Annotated in this window: 15 protein-coding genes; 6 read left to right on the top strand and 9 right to left on the bottom strand. The window is 64.1% G+C overall.

The features are described 5' to 3' along the window. Positions 1–14 precede the first annotated feature (14 nt). The 4 genes from CFE42_RS00430 to mfd all read right to left on the bottom strand — a co-directional run bounded on the left by CFE42_RS00430 (position 15) and on the right by mfd (position 6,715). Positions 15–1,076, bottom strand: coding sequence for a PDDEXK nuclease domain-containing protein (locus tag CFE42_RS00430; RefSeq protein WP_004627083.1), 1,062 nt, complete (start codon positions 1,074–1,076; stop codon positions 15–17). A 6-nt stretch (positions 1,077–1,082) separates the two neighbouring features. Beyond that, positions 1,083–1,940 carry a phosphoserine phosphatase SerB gene (serB, locus tag CFE42_RS00435; protein ID WP_037043458.1) on the bottom strand — a complete coding sequence of 286 codons (858 nt, stop codon included), beginning with the start codon at positions 1,938–1,940 and terminating at the stop codon, positions 1,083–1,085. A 112-nt stretch (positions 1,941–2,052) separates the two neighbouring features. Further along, positions 2,053–3,246, bottom strand: coding sequence for an acetylornithine deacetylase (gene argE / locus CFE42_RS00440; protein ID WP_004627079.1), 1,194 nt, complete (start codon positions 3,244–3,246; stop codon positions 2,053–2,055). Positions 3,247–3,283: 37 nt separating this feature from the next. Then, entirely contained in the window at positions 3,284–6,715 is a 3,432-nt protein-coding gene (gene mfd / locus CFE42_RS00445) for a transcription-repair coupling factor (RefSeq protein WP_004627077.1), read from the bottom strand. Positions 6,716–6,887: 172 nt separating this feature from the next. Between mfd and ispD the strand changes: the two genes are divergently transcribed. After that, entirely contained in the window at positions 6,888–7,646 is a 759-nt protein-coding gene (ispD, locus tag CFE42_RS00450) for a 2-C-methyl-D-erythritol 4-phosphate cytidylyltransferase (RefSeq protein WP_004627075.1), read from the top strand. Further along, positions 7,643–8,149, top strand: a complete 507-nt coding sequence (gene ispF, locus CFE42_RS00455) for a 2-C-methyl-D-erythritol 2,4-cyclodiphosphate synthase (RefSeq protein WP_004627072.1) — start codon at positions 7,643–7,645, stop codon at positions 8,147–8,149. The genes ispD and ispF overlap by 4 nt, the downstream gene beginning before the upstream one ends. Before the next feature lie 81 nt (positions 8,150–8,230). On the opposite strand, the gene CFE42_RS00460 is transcribed toward ispF, so the two are convergent. The 4 genes from CFE42_RS00460 to ompR form a co-directional block, all read right to left on the bottom strand. Continuing rightward, a complete protein-coding gene (locus CFE42_RS00460; protein WP_004627069.1) occupies positions 8,231–8,752 on the bottom strand; it encodes a carboxymuconolactone decarboxylase family protein in 522 nt (173 codons plus the stop codon). An 80-nt stretch (positions 8,753–8,832) separates the two neighbouring features. Next, a complete protein-coding gene (locus CFE42_RS00465; protein WP_004627068.1) occupies positions 8,833–9,381 on the bottom strand; it encodes a peroxiredoxin in 549 nt (182 codons plus the stop codon). A gap of 283 nt (positions 9,382–9,664) precedes the next feature. Beyond that, positions 9,665–11,026, bottom strand: a complete 1,362-nt coding sequence (locus CFE42_RS00470; protein WP_004627065.1) for an ATP-binding protein — start codon at positions 11,024–11,026, stop codon at positions 9,665–9,667. Positions 11,027–11,059: 33 nt separating this feature from the next. After that, positions 11,060–11,782, bottom strand: a complete 723-nt coding sequence (gene ompR / locus CFE42_RS00475; protein WP_004627064.1) for a two-component system response regulator OmpR — start codon at positions 11,780–11,782, stop codon at positions 11,060–11,062. 191 nt (positions 11,783–11,973) lie between these two features. Between ompR and CFE42_RS00480 the strand changes: the two genes are divergently transcribed. From CFE42_RS00480 to CFE42_RS00490, 3 genes are all read left to right on the top strand, one after another. Continuing rightward, on the top strand, positions 11,974–12,420 hold the full coding sequence (locus CFE42_RS00480; protein ID WP_012435871.1) for a hypothetical protein: 447 nt from the start codon (positions 11,974–11,976) through the stop codon (positions 12,418–12,420). A 70-nt stretch (positions 12,421–12,490) separates the two neighbouring features. After that, a complete protein-coding gene (locus tag CFE42_RS00485) occupies positions 12,491–14,116 on the top strand; it encodes a DUF1800 family protein (protein WP_004627059.1) in 1,626 nt (541 codons plus the stop codon). 25 nt (positions 14,117–14,141) lie between these two features. Beyond that, a complete protein-coding gene (locus CFE42_RS00490; RefSeq protein ID WP_004627057.1) occupies positions 14,142–15,326 on the top strand; it encodes a DUF1501 domain-containing protein in 1,185 nt (394 codons plus the stop codon). On the opposite strand, the gene hpnD is transcribed toward CFE42_RS00490, so the two are convergent. Continuing rightward, on the bottom strand, positions 15,327–16,160 hold the full coding sequence (gene hpnD, locus CFE42_RS00495; RefSeq protein ID WP_004627055.1) for a presqualene diphosphate synthase HpnD: 834 nt from the start codon (positions 16,158–16,160) through the stop codon (positions 15,327–15,329). A gap of 185 nt (positions 16,161–16,345) precedes the next feature. Here hpnD and CFE42_RS00500 point away from each other — a divergent pair, with 185 nt between their 5' ends. Then, on the top strand, positions 16,346–17,554 hold the full coding sequence (locus CFE42_RS00500) for an efflux RND transporter periplasmic adaptor subunit (protein WP_004627052.1): 1,209 nt from the start codon (positions 16,346–16,348) through the stop codon (positions 17,552–17,554). Positions 17,555–17,591 lie beyond the last annotated feature (37 nt).

A 17,591-nucleotide genomic window follows, 5' to 3' on the forward strand; every position in this document is an offset into this window, starting at 1 on the left:
TTCAATCGTCGTGGCTACAGCGTTTCAAGCAGGCGCGCAATGGTTTCAGGCGAAGGCAACTGGCCCTGTAACTCCTTGGGCAGACTCTTGGTGATGGCGTAAGTCGCTACGCCAATCGGCTTCCTTGCGTCGCGAAGTGCGTATTCGACGATGGTGCGCTTCTTTTCTTTGCACAGGATGATGCCGATGGACGGGTTCTCGTCGTCCTGGCGAACCTGCTCGTCCAGAGCGGCCAGGTAGAACTGCATCTTCCCGACAAACTCGGGTTCGAATTTGCCGATTTTCAGTTCGATGGCCACCAGCGAGCGCAAGCGGCGGTGGAACAGCAGCAGATCGATGAAATACTCGTCGCCATCCACTTCAAGCCGGTATTGGCTACCCAGGAAGGCAAACATGCCGCCCATTGCGCGCAGAAAATCTTCGATGCGGGTGATCAGCGCGCGCTCCAGCTCCCGTTCGCTGTGCTGGTTGCCGAGTTCGAGAAAATCGAAGGCGTATTCGTCTCTGACCGCCAGCTTGGCTTGCGCGCGCAGGGCCGGCGTCAGCGCCTTGTCGAAATTGGTCTGGCCCAGGAGTGACTTTTCGTAGCTCTGGTTGTCGATCTGGTGTGCCAGAACGCTTTTCGACCAACCGAATTTGCGCGTCATGCGCAGGTAGAACTCGCGCTCTTGAGCGTCTTTGCAACGCTCAAGAATGAGCAGGTTATGGCTCCACCCGATTTCTCGCACCAGAGGTGCGAGTTTTGTTGCGTCGCGGTAGGTCTCAAAGAAACCCTTCATCCGCCAGAGGTTGGATGCCGAAAAACCGCCCGTGCCAGGAAAGCTCGCCTGCAGGTCTGTGGCGAGTTGCTGCACGACCGCTTTACCCCAACCCTCGGTTTGCTGCCGCGCCACGATCATTTGGCCGATGTCCCAATACAGTCCCACCAGCTCTTTGTTGACCGCCCGTAGGGCCGCATATTGCGCAGCCTGGATGCGCGCCCTGATCTCGGTGAGCAAGGCGGCGTAATCCTGCGCATCTACCGTTTCTCGCACCACCGGTGCGAGTTTTCTGCGGGCAGGCGGGCGGGTCGCCATCGCGGCTTATTGCTGCGGAAACAGATTCAACAAGCCATCCAGGCCGACAACGTTGAACGCCACGTCGGCCTGTGCCTGCACGATGGGCTTGGCGCGGAACGCGACCGACAGGCCCGCCACGGCCATCATCTTCAGATCGTTCGAGCCGTCGCCCATGGCAATGGCGTTGTGCGGCGACACGCCCAGATCCTGGCAGAACGCCTTGAGCGTCTGCGCCTTCACATCCGCATTGACGATCTCGCCGAGCACGCGGCCGGTCAGCTTGCCATCGACGATCTCCAGCGTGTTGGCGCGCGTGCGGTCGAGGCCCAGGCGCTCCTGCAGGCGTGAGGTAAAAAATTCGAAGCCGCCCGACACCAGCAGCGTACGGATGCCCAGCGCCTGCACGGCCTTGAGCATCTTTTCGGCGCCCAGGGAGAGCTGCAGGCGCTCGGCGTAGACGCGCTCCAGCACGCTTGCATCCAGGCCCTTGAGCAGTTCGACGCGGCGCGTCAGGCTCTCGTTGAAATCCTTGATCTCGCCCCGCATCGACGCTTCGGTGATGGCCGCCACTTGCGGCTTGAGTCCGCAGAAATCCGCAATTTCGTCGATGCACTCGATGGTGATCAGCGTCGAATCCATGTCCATCGCCAGCACGCGGAAATCGCCGAACGTCCATTCGTCGGGAATCCATGCGTAGTCCATCTTCAGGTTGGCGCAGATGGCATCAAGCTGGACGCGTAATTCGCTGGGCAGTTCGTGCACCCATTCGATGGCCGCGACGTTGGGCGCGCGCATCTCATAGGTGGCGCTGCCGAACAGGCTTCGGACGGATTCAATGTCACCGGTGGACAGCGGCGACGGGCTTTGCAGAATGACGGGCATGGGGTGAAAGGAGCGGGGAGCGGGCGGTTCGGCGCCGGGGAAGCCCGCTATTGTAGCGAACGCCCCGGGCGGCATGCGCCCCACCAAAAGGTGAGGCGTTGCTGTGTAAGCGTTAGGCGGACGCGGTCTCGACCATCAGGCTGCGCGCCACCTTGGCGAGGAAGCGGTCGCAGGCGTCGAGCTGGGCCAGTTCGACGTATTCGTTGGCCTTGTGCGCCTGTTCGATGTTGCCCGGACCGCACAGCACGGCTGGAATGCCGGCACGCTGGAAGAGGCCGGCTTCCGTGCCGTAGGCGACCTTGCGCTTGTCGTTGTCTTCGGTCAGCACACGCACAAGCTGCGTGATGGCGGCTTGCTCGGAGGCGTCCAGCGACGGCGCGGCGGCAATCTCGTCGAGTTCGATGTGGGCGTCAGGATGCTCCCGCTGCATGGCGGGCTCGATGGTTTCACGCACATAGCGTTCGACGCGTGCGCGGATGGCCGGCGCATCCACGCCTGGCAGGTTGCGGAATTCGAATACCAGCTCGCACAGCGCGGGAATCGTGTTCAGCGCAATCCCGCCGTTGATGAGACCCGTCGATGCCGTTGTGAAGGGCACGTCAAACGCGTCATCGAACGGTCCCTTGGCGCGGAATTCATCGGCCAGGTCACGCACGAAGCAGATGATGCGCGCGGCGTATTCGATGGCGTTCACGCCCTGCGGCGTGAGCGACGAATGCGCGGCGCGGCCGTGCACGCGGCAGCGGTAGGCGTTGATGCCCTTGTGGGCGACGATCGGGCGCATGGAGGTGGGTTCGCCGACGATGCAGCCGGCAGGCTTGATGCCGCGGGCGATCAGGTCTTCAATCATGCGCGGCGCGCCCACGCAGCCGACTTCCTCGTCGTATGACAGCGCAAAGTGCACAGGCTCGCGCAGTCTGGCCTGGAGCAGCGACGGCACCAGCGCCAGCGAGGACGCGATGAAGCCCTTCATGTCGCACGTGCCGCGTCCGTAGAGCTTGCCGTCGCGCACTTCCGGCGCAAACGGGTTGCTGTCCCATTTCTGGCCATCCACCGGCACGACATCGGTATGGCCCGACAGTACGATGCCGCCTTGCACGCTGCCGTCCGCTGCCGGAATGGTGGCGAACAGGTTGGCCTTGTTGCCTTCGTCGTTATGCGACAGATGCGACTCGAGGCCGACGCCGCGCAGGTAGTCGCGCACGGTCTCGATCAGCGCCAGGTTGGAGCCGCGGCTCGTGGTGTCGAAGCTGACGAGCTTGTTCGTCCAGTCAAGCGTGGAGAACGGGGTGAGGGCGGTGCTCATGATGGTTTCCTTGTTCTGACGGGCTGATCCTACTGGATCACGTCAATTGCCGCATGGCGTGGCGAATGGTCTGCGCCAGCGCGGCGAATTCGACCGGAATGTTCTCGATACGCAGCCGATCTTGCCCCGCCAGCTTGATCTGCCGGTTCTTCTGCACGAGATCGATGATCTTGATGGCGTCGACAGGCGGGTTCGGTATGAACTGCAGCGTGACCGCGTTCGCGCCCGTGTCGATCTTGCGAATGCCCAGCGGCGCGGCGGCAATGCGCAGCCGGTGCGTTTCGATGAGCGATTGCGCCTGCGGCGGCAGCTTGCCGAAACGGTCGATCAGCTCCTCCTGGATATTGTCGATCGTCTCGCTGCTTTCGCAGTTGGCCAGGCGTTTGTACAGCGACAGGCGCTCCTGCACATCGCCGCAATAGTCCTGCGGCAGCAAGGCCGGCGTGCCGAGGTTGATCTCGGTTGTGGCCGCGAGCGGCGCCATCAGGTCGGGTTCCTTGCCGGCCTTGAGTGACTTCACCGCCTGGTTGAGCATGTCGGTGTAGAGCTGGAAGCCGATCTCGGAAATCTCGCCCGATTGCTTGTCGCCCAGTACCTCGCCGGCGCCGCGGATTTCGAGATCGTGCATTGCGAGATAGAAGCCCGCACCGAGTTCTTCCATTTGCTGAATGGCTTCAAGCCGGCGCTGTGCCTGCTTGGTCAGGCCGTCTACGTCATGCACCAGCAGATACGCATATGCCTGGTGGTGCGAGCGCCCGACGCGACCGCGCAATTGATGCAGTTGCGCCAGGCCGAACTTGTCGGCACGGTGGATGAGGATCGTGTTTGCGGTCGGCACGTCGATGCCGGTTTCGATGATCGTCGTACACAGCAGGATGTTGGCGCGCTGGGCCACGAAATCACGCATCACGCGTTCCAGTTCGCGTTCGTGCATCTGGCCATGGGCGACGACCACGCGCGCTTCCGGAATCAGCTCTTCGAGCTTGGCGCGCTTGTTCTCGATGGTCTCGACCTCGTTGTGCAGGAAATAGACCTGGCCGCCACGTTTCAGCTCGCGCAGGATGGCCTCGCGCAGCACGCCATCTTCCTCGCGGCGCAGGAACGTCTTGATGGCCAGCCGCTTTTGCGGCGCGGTGGCGATCACGGAGAAATCGCGCAGGCCTTCCAGCGCCATGCCCAGCGTGCGGGGGATCGGCGTGGCGGTGAGCGTAAGAACGTCCACCTCGGCGCGCAGCGTTTTGAGCGCTTCCTTCTGGCGCACGCCAAAGCGATGTTCCTCGTCGATGATGACGAGCCCCAGGCGGTCAAACTTCACGTCCGGCGAGAGCAGCTTGTGCGTGCCGATCACGATGTCGATGGTTCCGGCGTTGATGGCTTCGATCGCGGCGTCGATTTCTTTCTTGTTCTTGAAACGCGAGATCTCGGCAATGCGCACCGGCCAGTCGGCAAAGCGGTCGACCAGCGTCTGGTAATGCTGTTCGGCAAGCAGCGTGGTCGGGGCCAGGATGGCCACCTGCTTGCCACCCATGACCGCCACAAACGCGGCACGCAGCGCGACTTCCGTCTTGCCGAAGCCGACGTCGCCGCAGACGAGCCGGTCCATCGGCTTGCCCGACGTCATGTCGGCGATCACTGCCGCGATGGCGGCGGCCTGATCGGGGGTTTCCTCAAAGCCGAAGCTCTCGGCGAACGTCGCGTAGTCCTCGGGCGTGAGCGGGAATGCAAAGCCCTGGCGCAATGCGCGCCGCGCGTACAGGTTCAGCAGTTCAGCCGCCGTATCGCGAATCTGCTGCGCCGCCTTGCGCTTGGCCTTTTCCCATTGGCCGGAGCCGAGCGAATGCAGCGGCGCGGTTTCCGGATCGGCGCCCGAGTAGCGCGAGATCACGTGCAACTGATGCACCGGCACGTAAAGCTTGCTGCCCTTGTCGTAGTCGAGGTGCAGGAATTCTTCCTCGCCATTGCCCATGTCGATGGACACCAGGCCCTGGTAGCGGCCAATGCCGTGCTCGCTGTGCACCACCGGGTCGCCAATCTTCAGCTCGGCCAGATCGCGCACCATTGAATCGACGGCGGTGGCCTGTTCCTGCTTGCGGCGACCTACGCGGCGCACGGTCTGCGCATACAGCTCGGTCTCGGTGATGAGCGCGATGCGTTCGTCGCCGAGGATGAAGCCCTGGTACAGCGGTGCCACGCCCAGCACGAACTTGGCATCGCCGCTCATCAGGTCGGCAAAGTCCGCGACGCCTTCGGGGTGCAGGCCGCTGGCGGCAAGCATTTGCGCAAGCGTTTCGCGGCGGCCTGCGGATTCGGCGCAGATCATCACGCGGCAGTTGCTGCGCATCAGGAACGATTCGAGATTGACCAGCGGGTCTTCCGCGCGGCGGTTGACGGCAACGTTCGGCAACGGCAGCGAAAGCGGTGCATCGCCGGGCTCGGCGCGCAACACCAGACGTGCGTGCGGCTTGGCGGCGACGAAGAACGCCTCTTCATCCAGATACAGCGCCGACGGCTGCAGCAGCGGGCGCTCGCGGTCGTGGCGCATGAAGTTGTAGCGCTGCGTGGTGTCGGCCCAGAAGCGGCGCACCGCGCCTTCGATGTCGCCCACGAAGGCAAGATGCGTGGTGCCCGGCAGGTAGTCGAACAGCGTCGCGGTCTCGTCGAAGAACAGCGGCAGGTAGTACTCGATGCCGGCGCTCGGCACGCCGTTGCCGATGTCCTTATAGATGGGCGAGCGCGTCGGGTCCCCCTCGAACACCTCGCGCCAGCGTCCGCGGAAGGCAGTGCGCGAGGCCTCGTCCATCGGAAATTCGCGGCCCGGCAGCAGGCGGACTTCGTTCACCGGGTAGAGGCTGCGCTGCGTGTCTGGGTCGAACGAGCGGATCGTCTCGATTTCGTCGCCAAACAGGTCAAGCCGATACGGCAGCGGAGAGCCCATCGGGAACAAGTCGATCAGGCCGCCCCGCACGGAGTATTCGCCTGGCCGCATCACGGCGCTGACGTGCTCGTAGCCGGCCAGCGTGAACTGCGCTTTCAGCGCCGCCTCGTCCAGCTTTTCCCCCTTTTTGAAGAAGAACGTGTAAGCGGCGAGGAATGATGGCGGCGCCACGCGCTGCAGCGCCGTGGAGGCAGGCACGAGCAGGATGTCGCACGCACCGTTCTGCAGGTCATGCAGCGTCGCCAGCCGCTCGGAGATCAAATCCTGGTGCGGCGAGAAATTGTCGTACGGCAGCGTTTCCCAGTCCGGCAGCAGCTTCACGCGCGCCTGCGGGGCAAACCAGCGTAGCTCCTCCGCCAGGCGCTGGGCATCGACGGCATTGGCGCAGACCACCGCCAGCATCGGCGCCGCAGCGCGATGCTGCTCCAGGTAGCGTGCCAGCAGCAGGGCATCTGCCGCGCCCTGCAGGCCACTGAAGACGAAGCGCGCGCCCGGTTTGACGGCGGGCAGGGCAGAGAGCGAAAAATCGGACATGAGGCGTGAGGTTGTGTGGGGCACGACTGCAAGACAATGCACGACACCCCGCCGGCATGTGCAGGCGGGGTGTCGCGACGCAGAGCGCTATTATAAAATCCGCGCCAGCCGCGCGCTTGGGCGGGCCAAAACCCACGCAAATGCTGCGCCCACGTTCACTTTCCCGCCTCTCATGTCGATTTCACACCCTGGCCGACGCCGTTTTGCGCTGATTCCCTCGGCCGGCACCGGCTCGCGCGCCGGCGGCGATCTGCCCAAGCAATATCAGGTGATTGCCGGGCGGCCGATGTTGTGGCACACGGCGCAGGCATTCCTGGCCAGCCCCGAAATCGACACCGTGCTGGTCGTGACAACGCCCGGCGCACAGCCGCTCGTGCAGCGCTTTCCCGAGGGCGGTTTCAACGCGCCCAAGCTGGTGGAGGTCGATTGCGGCGGCGACTCGCGCCACGCATCCGTCACGCATGGGCTGGCGGCGTTGCGTGGTCTCGGTGCGCACGATGACGACTGGGTGCTCGTGCATGATGCGGCGCGTCCGGGCCTGACGCCCGCACTGGTCGCGCGTTTGGTCGCGGCCGTGGAGGCCGGAGGCACGCAAGCTGCGGGAGGCATCCTTGCGCTACCCGTGGCAGATACGCTCAAACGTGCCGATGCGGCTCAGCACATCAACGCCACCGTGCCGCGCGATGGCCTGTGGCAAGCGCAGACGCCGCAGATGTTTCCGCTTGGCCTGCTGGAGCGCGCCTTGCGGGAGGCGCTGTTGCAACAGCGCATCGTCACCGACGAAGCCAGCGCCATTGAAGCCGCCGGTCACCCGCCGCTGCTTGTGCCGGGGGCGCTGCGCAACTTCAAGGTGACGTATCCCGACGATTTCGCACTCGCCGAGGCCATCCTCGCGCAGCGCGCACAACCCAACGAGGCATCGCAAGCATGAACTGGATGGACATCCGCATTGGTCAAGGCTATGACGTGCACGCGCTGGTGGAGGGCCGCAAGCTGATCCTGGGCGGCGTGGAGATTCCGCACACACGCGGTCTGCTCGGCCACTCCGACGCCGATGCGCTGCTGCATGCGATTACCGATGCATTGTTCGGCGCCGCCGGCCTGGGCGACATCGGCCGGCACTTTCCCGACACCGATCCGGCCTTTGCCGGCGCCGACAGCCGCGTGCTGCTGCGCGAAGCCGTGCGCCGCGTGCACAAGGCCGGTTATGCGATCGGCAATGTCGACGCCACCGTCATCGCGCAGAAGCCGAAGCTCGCGCCACATGTGCCGGGCATGGTGGCCAATCTTGCGGAAGACCTCGGCATCGCGCCCGACCGGTGCAACGTCAAGGCCAAGACCAACGAGAAGCTCGGCTTCGAAGGCAAGGAGGAAGGCATCGTCGCGCAGGCGGTGGTGTTGATCTATCGCGCAGAAGCCGCCGATCAGGACTGACTTGGCATCGTTATCGTGCCAAGGCAAGCGGCAGCACCGGAGCGATGCGGGCTGCCGTTTTCGTTTGCTGAACTGGTGCGGCTATTCGGCCGCGATGACCTGCGCTGTCGCGTTGATGACGGCCGCGATGCGACCAACGTCGCGCAATTGCTGCGCGCTCATGCCCTGGTGATTCTTCAGCAAGTCGTAGTGCGATTTAATGCAGAAATGGCATTTGCCGATGATGGACGCGGCCAGGGCGTACATCTCAAACCGGCGCTTGTCGACGCCGCCGTTGTTGGCGTAGGCGTTCATGCGCAACTCCGCTTTCTGCTGCGCCAGGTCGGAATCGTCGGCCATCTCGACGTACGGATACCAGACGTTGTTCATGCCCATGAGGGCGGCGGCGGTCAGCGCGCCGTTCACCTCCTCGGGGGATAGCACCCCGGCATTGCGGATGGCGTCGGTCAGCACCTTGCTCTTCGTGGCAAAAGCGGCCGCCAGCGCGACGCCCACCGCGTCATTGCCCTCCAGCGAGGAGCGCGCGATCGTGCCATCCAGGTTCAGGCGGATGTCCTTGGCGTAGTCGGGAATCCGACCCTTGATCGTCTGCAGAAATTCCATCGATGTCTCCTGTCAGCGGCGGCTGAAAAAGAAAGCCCGCGCAGGGGCGGGCTTCGGCTTCGGAGGGCGCCGCGTGGCCGTTACAGCGTCGCACCGCCGACTGCGCGGTTGCACGGGCACAACTCGTCCGTCTGCAGGCCGTCGAGAATGCGCAGCACTTCGTCCGGGTTGCGACCCACGTTCAGGTTGTTGACCGACACGTGCTGGATGACGTTGTCCGGGTCGACGATGAAGGTGGCGCGCAACGCAACGCCGGCCTCATGCTCGCGTACGCCAAGCTGGTCGACCAGGGCACCCGTCGAGTCGGCAAACGACCATTGGTTGAGCTTGTTCAGGTCTTTGTGCTCGCGGCGCCATGCGAGCTTGACGAATTCATTGTCGGTCGAGCCGCCGAGCACGATGGTGTCGCGGTCGGCAAAGTCATCGTTCAATTTGGCGAAGGCAACGATCTCGGTCGGGCAGACGAACGTGAAGTCCTTCGGATAGAAAAAGATGACCTTCCATTTGCCCGGGAACGAGGTCTCGGTGATGTCCTCGAACGCCGACTCGCCGTTCTCTTCGTGATTGTTGAACCCGGGCTTGACGCCGACGACCTTGAACGGTTCGAGCTTGTCACCAATGGTCTTCATGAGCTTCTCCTGGAGTTGTGTGGCAATGGGTACGAAACCCAAGCGGGGACTTGCAGACACACGCTCACCGGCCGTCCGGTCCGACTGGAGGATGTTCGGACGGAGACGAAGAACGCGCAGGCGCGCAGCCTGGCGGCTGGAGTATTGGCGATGAATTCAAAACCGGCCAATTGATATTCTCAACGCCAGCCATAGCGCTGCCCGCCGCCGCACCTTATCGGCGACGCATGACAGGCGTGGGAAGCAGGGGATATGCCCGGGAGAGGCCGCGCAGTGTGCCGGATCAGGCGCGCGCGTAGCAGGCGCTGACGAGCAGTCCCGTTTCGGGCGGTGTGCGGTTCTCAAGCACGAGGCGGCCGCCGCTGCGCTGCAGGATGCGATTGACGATCGACATACCCAGCCCGGCGCCCTTGGCTTCGCTGCGTGCCGATTCAAGGCGGTAGAACGGCCGGGTGAGCAATGCAAGCTGGTTGGCCGGCACACCTGTACCGCGATCGGCCACGCACAATACAACCTCGTTGCCTTGCAGGAACGTGCTGACGGTGATCTCTGCGCGGTTCGTGCCGGGGGTCTTGCCGTAGCGGCGTGCGTTTTCGATCAGGTTGTCGAGAATGCGCTGCGTTTCCATGCGGTTGCAGCGGGCGATGGCCTCGGGCGCGAGCTTGAGTGTCAGGTCGATATCGTCATGCGCAGAGTAGACGGGCGCCGTGTCGCGCACGAGTTCGGTCAGGTCCACGTCCTCGAGCATCTCCCCGCTGGGGCGCGCGTAGTCCAGGAACTGGCCGATGATCGCGTCCATCTGTTCGATGTCGGCCACCATCAGTTCGCGCGTCTGCTCGTCTACGGGGCTCATCTCGGTTTCCAGGCGCAGGCGCGTAAGGGGCGTGCGCAGGTCGTGCGAGATGCCGGCCAGCATGACGGCGCGATCGGCCTCGAGCTGCTTGAGGTCGCGCACCATCTGGTTGAAGCTGTGATTCGCCTGTGCCACTTCGGTGCCGCCGCCTTCGGGCAATGCCTTCGGGTCCTCCCCGGCGCTGATGGCGCGCGCTGTATCGGCCAGGCGCTTGAGCGGCTGGTTCACGCGTGACGTAATGAACGCCGCGCCCAGCACCGACAGCACCAGCGCCGCCATCGACCACCACAGCCATTGCAACCCCGGCACGTGCTCGAAACGGTCCGGGCTGATGGCGACCCAGTAGTCGTCGCCCTCGATCTGGAAGCTCACCCACACGCCCGGGATGTCGTTGACGGCCGTGGCGATCACCGCATCGGCCCCGAGCCGGTTGCGGATCTCCTGCTGGACAAGCTGCGTCAGGTAAGGGTTGGTGTGCGGCTCCCGGTATTCGTCTTCCTTCTCGCGTGGGTAGACCTTGATGCCCTCGTTCTGCACGAGATCGAGCAGCAGGAAGCGGCGTCTCGACGGATCCGAATACAGCAGCGCCGCCCGCGTGAGCTTGACCACGCTGACCACCTGCATGGCGATCTGCTGCGCGCGCGGTTCACGCTCGAAAATACGGAAGCTCTGGAACCACACGCCCAGAGAAATCGCGATGAGCAATGCGATCAGCATGAAGGTTCGCCAGAACAGCGAACCAAACACACTGATCAGCAGATGCCGCAACGCGGCCGGACGCGGGATGCGCAAGTCGGATGCGGAAGAGAAAGGTTGCTCGGGTGCTTACTTGGCGCCGTCGGGAATGAACACGTAGCCCAGGCCCCACACGGTCTGAATGAAGCGCGGGTTGCTGGCGTCAGGTTCAATCAGCTTGCGCAGACGCGAAATCTGCACATCAAGGCTGCGATCGAACACTTCGTATTCGCGGCCGCGCGCCATTTCCATGAGCTTTTCGCGCGATAGGGGTTGGCGCGGATGGCGTGCAAACACCTTGAGCACCGAGAATTCACCCGTCGTGAGGGTGATCTCTTCGTCGTTTTTCTTGAGCGTGCGCGTGGCCAGGTTGAGGACGAAATCGCCAAAGGCGAACGTTTCCGGCGTCTCGGACGGCGCACCCGGGATTTCGGCCGGGCCGCGGCGGCGCAGCACTGCGTGGATGCGCGCAATCAGTTCGCGGGGGTTGAAAGGCTTGGGAAGGTAATCGTCCGCGCCCATTTCGAGGCCGACAATGCGGTCAACGTCTTCGCCCTTGGCGGTGAGCATGATGATCGGCGTCTGATCGTTCGCGCCGCGCAGGCGACGACAGATCGACAAGCCGTCTTCACCCGGCATCATCAGGTCAAGCACGAGCAGGTCGAAGCGCTCGCGCAGCCAGAGTTTGTTCATGGCCGTGGCGTTTTCCGCCACCAGCACGGTGAAGCCCTGTTCCCCCAGGTAACGGCGCAGCAGGTCGCGCAGGCGGGGGTCGTCGTCGACGACGAGAATCTTTTGACCGGAATTTTCCATGGCGCTAATGGTAACGACAAAAACATGGGCCCAATCGACAACAGGAGGCGGTAATAGCCCAATTGAAACAGACGGTTACATTATTTACCGAGTCACGCGAACAGTCTGTAGGACGCGCAGCTACACTGCCTTGGCAGTTCCTCGCAACGGTTTGGGGTCTGTTTCCCCCCTGCGGAGGGGACTGGCGTGCAATGCGGTTGCCTGTTATCGATTGTCGCGCAATGATGCATGGCGCATCGGTTTCCAGCAACAAAGACGTGGCTTCTCAACTTCCTTTTTCGAATCGCTCGGTGATGTTTCGGCGGCGCGCGGCGCTGTTGACCTGTGTTCTTGCCCTCTGTGCGGCCGGCTCGCAGGCGCACGCGCGCAGTGAACGCGGTGGCTTTGGCGGATTCGGCGGTTTTTTCGGCGGCGGACATGCAATGCAGACCGGCGCGCAGGAGAAAAAGGGCGGGCAGGGTTCGGCGCACGGCCGAGGTGGCGAGGAACGCAGCCGCCGCGCCGCAGCGATGGAGAACCGCCGGGGAGAGAATGCCGATCGTGGGTCTGCGCAACGCAAGCTGTCTCCCGAGGAACGCAAGCAATTGCGTCAGAACATCTATGACGTCACGCGGGATATCTACCACCGTGGCGGCTAGGTAGGGGGCCGAGGAACGGCGCACGAGTCGCTGCCCCGGCAAAGCAGTAGGGTCGTTTCGGGGGGCCGACATGCGAATCCGTAGCACCACGATCTTCTTGGCGCTGGCAGCCGCCGGCGCGCTTTCACTGCAGACCGCGCATGCGGCAACGCAGGACAAGCCGCATCGCCACACCGCGCAAGCCAAGGCGCCAGCCGCCGACGAGCAGCGCCTGGACCGCGACGATGCACGCTATTTCCTCACCCGCATCGGCTTTGCGCCTTCCGAGAGCGAACTCGACGCCTACGCCGGACTCGCACACCGCGAAGCCGTCGACCGCGTCCTTGCCCAGACGGGCACCGTTGCCACGCAAGCGCCCCCAGCGTGGGTGAACGAGCCGATCGTCCCCTACAACAAATTGCCCGACGAAGACGCCCGCAAGGCGGCGCGCCAGAAGAATGCCGCGCACGAGCTGGAATTGCGCGCCTGGTGGATGGGCGAGATGATCAAGACGCCGTCGCCGCTGACAGAGCGCATGACGCTGTTCTGGCACAACCATTTCGTTTCCAGTTCGCAGAAGGTGCCGTTCGCGCAATTGATGTATCGGCAGAACGTGCTGCTGCGCCAGAACGCGGTGGGCAACTTCGGCACGATGCTGCACGCCATCGGCAAAGACCCGGCGATGCTGATCTATCTGGATGGCGCCGAGAGCCGCAAGGGCAAGCCGAATGAGAATTTCGCACGCGAGGTGATGGAGCTGTTCACGCTCGGCGAGGGGCATTACACCGAGCAGGACATCAAGGAAGCTGCGCGCACCTACACGGGCTGGAGCATCGATCGCGAGCACGATTTCGCCTACGTCTGGCGGCCGCAGATTCACGACACGGGCGTGAAGACGGTATTCGGCCAGAGCGGCGATTACGACGGCGACCAGATGCTCGACATCCTGCTGTCTCGCCCAGAGACGGCAAACTTCATCGTCACCAAGCTCTGGCGCGAGTTTGTTTCGCCTGACGTGGACGCGGCCCAGGCGCTGCGCGTGGCCGATGCGTTCCGGGCAAGTGGCTATGACATCAAGGTGGCGTTGCGCGGAGTGTTCCTGACGCCGGCGTTCTGGGCGCCGCAATCGCACGCGACGCTCGTGAAGTCCCCGGTGGAAATGATTGTCGGCACGCTCAAGCAGTTCAACGTGCAGTATACCGACCCGACGCCATTTGCGATCAAGTCTGCGCAGCTGGGGCAGAACCTGCTGGCCCCGCCCAACGTGAAGGGCTGGCCCGGCGGCGATGCGTGGATCAACTCAACCACGCTGCTGGGGCGCAAGCAGTTTCTCGATCAACTCTTCCGTTCGACGGAGATGAAGGCACCGTCAGCGCAACAGCAGGCCCAGCAACAAAAGCCCGGCATGATGATGGCTGCCATGCGCGAAGACCTGAAGCAGGGTGGCACCGTGCAGGGCCTGGGCCAGGCGCTCAAGGGCATGGGGCAGGAGGGGCGCTTCAAGCTTGCGCAGTCGCAGACGATGGTGTCGTTCAACTCGGCCAAGTGGCTGGCGCAGTTCGGAGCGGATGGCGATGATCCGCCGCAACTGGCGCCGCGCATTTCGATCCAGCGTGCCGTGTTGCCCATCGAGCCGACTGCGCCGATTCCCGTCAAGCTGGCCGGTACGGCGTACCTGCGCACGCTGATGATGGACCCGGCTTACCAGTTGAAGTAACGCCACCGCCGCAGGAGCACACATCATGGAACGTCGCAATTTTCTGAAGGCCGGCGCCATGCTCGGCATGGGTGGCGCGGTCCCGGGGATTGTCTTTGCGCAAGGGCAAGACAAGCGCAAGGGCTACGGCAACCTGCTCATCCTCATCGAACTCAAGGGCGGCAATGACGGGCTGAACACCGTGGTGCCCTACACGAGCGCACAGTACTATGCGCTGCGCCCGCGCATCGCCATCAAGCGGGAGCAGGTGCTGCAACTGGATGACCGCTACGGCCTGCATCCGTCTTTGCAGGCGATGATGCCGCTGTGGCAGGCGGGGGAATTGTCGGTGGTGCAGGGGCTGTCATATCCGCAGCCGAATCTTTCGCACTTCCGCTCGATCGAGATCTGGGACACGGCGTCGCGCTCCGACCAATACCTGCGCGAAGGCTGGTTGACGCGTGCGTTTGCCGCACAGCCGGTGCCGCCATCGTTCGGTGCAGATGGCGTAATCATTGGCAGCGCCGATCTTGGCCCGCTCGACGGCGGCGCACGTGCCGTAGCGCTCGCCAATCCCGATGCGTTCCTCAACGAAGCCAAGCTGGCGATGCCTTCGCACGCGATGGGCAACGCCACACTCGCGCACGTGCTGAAGGTCGAGGCTGATATCGTCAAGGCGGCCGACGGACTGCGTCCGAAGTCCGGCAAGTTCGCGTTCCAGACGCATTTTCCGGACGGCGGGTTCGGTAACTCGATCAAGGCGGCGATGCAGGTGGTGGCAGCACCGGGCCATGGCGGCGCAGACGTCGCCGTGGTGTGCCTGTCGCTCGGTAGCTTTGATACGCATACCAATCAGCAAGGCACGCAGGCGAACCTGCTGCGGCAGTTGGGCGAGGGCATCGCTTCGCTCAAGAGCGCGTTGACCGAGTTGGGCCGCTGGAACGACACGCTGATCGTCACGTATTCGGAGTTTGGCCGCCGCCCGCGCGAAAACATGAACAACGGTACGGATCACGGCACGGCTGCCGCGCATTTCGTGGCCGGTGGCCGCGTCAAGGGCGGGCTGGCCGGGCAGGGGCCGGTGCTGGAACGCCTGGACGGCGGCGGCAATCTCGACCCGTCGGTCGATTTCCGCTCGCTTTATGCCACGGTGCTGGAGCGCTGGTGGGGGATGGATTCGCAGCCGGTGCTGGCAGGGCGGTTTGCGCCGCTGGATCTGATCAAAGCCTGATCAACCGCGGATCTGCGTCTTCCAGGCCAGCCAGAGCTTGCGCAGCGGCGTCAGGTCCGTACGCTGCGTGAGCACCTGGAAGCCGTCGGCTTCCACCTCGTCGAGCAGGCGCATGGCCAGCACGCCGCGAATCAGCGCTGAACGCTGCGCGCGGCGATCTTCTGCCGGCAGCGCGGCAAGTGCTTCCTTGTAGGTCGCGCGGGCACGCTCGGCCTGAAATGCCATCAACGGCTTAAAGCCCTCTGCATACCGGCGATTGAACAGATCGGCGGCGGGTACGTTGAACCGCTGCAGCTCGTCCACGGGGATGTAGACGCGGTTATGGCGCACGTCTTCGCCCAGGTTCCTGACGAAATGAACGAGCTGCTCGGCGAGTGCCATCAGCCGCGCGAATTCCAGCGTGCGCGCATGCGTCTGTCCGGCAATGCGAGCCGTCAGCCGGCCTGCCACGCCCGCCACCTGATCGCCGTGGCGGCGCAGGTTGGGCCAATCCAGATAGCGGTTTTGCATGGCGTCAGCCTCGACGCCGGCCAATAATTCGCCCAGATGCACGGCGCCGATATCGTAGCGGGCCAGATGCGGCTGCAATGCCTTCGCCGCGGGGTGCTCAGGGCGGCCCTCGAACAGCCGCGCAAGCTCCTGCCGCCACCACTGCAGCTTCGATTGCACGACCGCCGGATCGCTCGCGTCGCGTACGGCGTCTTCCAGCTCACGGCGCACGGCTTCCAGCGCGATGGTCGCGCGGCGGCGTTCGGGCGCCAGAAACAATACGCTGTAGTACACGTCGCTGCCGGGCGGTGCCGCTTTGTCGGCGCAGTAATCGTCGGGGGTCACGAGGAGGCCGTTCTGGTGAGGTTTGAAGCAGGGCGGCCATTCTACAGCGCGTTGCGGTGCAGCATGCCGTAGAGCCTTGCCTGGGCATCTGCCAAGAAAAGTCAATCAGACGCGGCCGTGTCGTTGACCCTGCGCATTGCCGTGGGTATATTACTGACCGGTCAGTTATTTACTGAGAGCGTGTCATGCCAGCGTTGCGTTTGCCGTACCCGCATTCCGACTTCACCGGTTTCTCCGACACGCGATCTCGGCCGCGCCGGCGTTCATTGCCGATGGCGGCATCGGCGGCCTTGCTGATCGGCGCGGCGCTGCTGGCCGGCTGCAGCAAGGAGCCGCCCAAGGCGGTCGACGTACGCCCCGTGCGCACCATGACGGTGAGCAGCGAGCAGGGTGCCGGCACGGCGGAGTTCTCCGGCGACGTCCGCCCACGCATTGAATCGCGCCTGGGCTTCCGCGTGCCCGGCAAGATCGTTGCCCGGCTGGTGGACGTCGGTGCCACGGTCAAGAAAGGCCAGGTGCTGGCGAGGTTGGACCCGACCGATCTGGCGCTTGCCCAGCAATCGGCCCAGGCGCAGTTGTCGGCGGCCAAGACCGACCGCGATCTGGCCGCCGCCGATCTTAAGCGCTACTCCGAACTGTTCGCCAAGGGCTTTATCAGCGCGGCGGAGCAGCAACGCCATCAAGCCAACTATGACGCCGCACAAGCCCGCTACGAGCAGGCCGGAGCTGGCTATCGCAACCAGGTGAATCAAGCCGGCTATGCCACGCTCGAAGCCGACGCCGATGGCGTAGTGACCGGGGTCGACGCCGAAGTCGGACAGGTGGTGTCCGCAGGCCAACCGGTGGTGCGCGTGGCGCAAACGGCAGAGAAGGAAGTCGTGGTCGGCATTCCTGAGGATCAGGTTGATACGCTGCGCAAATCGCCCGAGGTGAGCGTGAAGCTGTGGGCCGATCAGTCGCGCAGCATTCCGGCCAAGGTGCGCGAGATTGCGCCGGCAGCCGACCCGGTCACACGCACGTACACCGTCAAGATTTCGGTACCGAATCCACCGCCGGAACTCAAGCTTGGCATGACCGCAGCGGCCACCTTTGTGCGGCCCGGCGGCGGTGGCGATAGCGGCGGCATGGGCGTGCGGGTGCCGATGAGCGCGCTGCTCCAGGATCAAGGCAAAAACGTGGTCTGGCTGTACGACGCCGCATCGCAAACGGTGAAGCCCGTGCCGGTGACGGTGGGCGCGCCGCGCGACAACGTGCTACTGGTGACGAGCGGCCTGCAGCCCGGCCAGACGATCGTGACCGCTGGCGTGCACTTGCTCAAGGCGGGCCAGAAGGTGATGCCGATGGCGCCGGCCGATCAGCCGTCGGCGCAGTCCGCCATCACGCCGCGCCGGTAAGCCGCATCCGGCTCCCGCCCCAACACGCCAACCTTCG

This window comes from Ralstonia sp. PBBBR1 (assembly GCF_002256165.1).
GTDB classification, from domain to species: domain Bacteria; phylum Pseudomonadota; class Gammaproteobacteria; order Burkholderiales; family Burkholderiaceae; genus Ralstonia; species Ralstonia thomasii.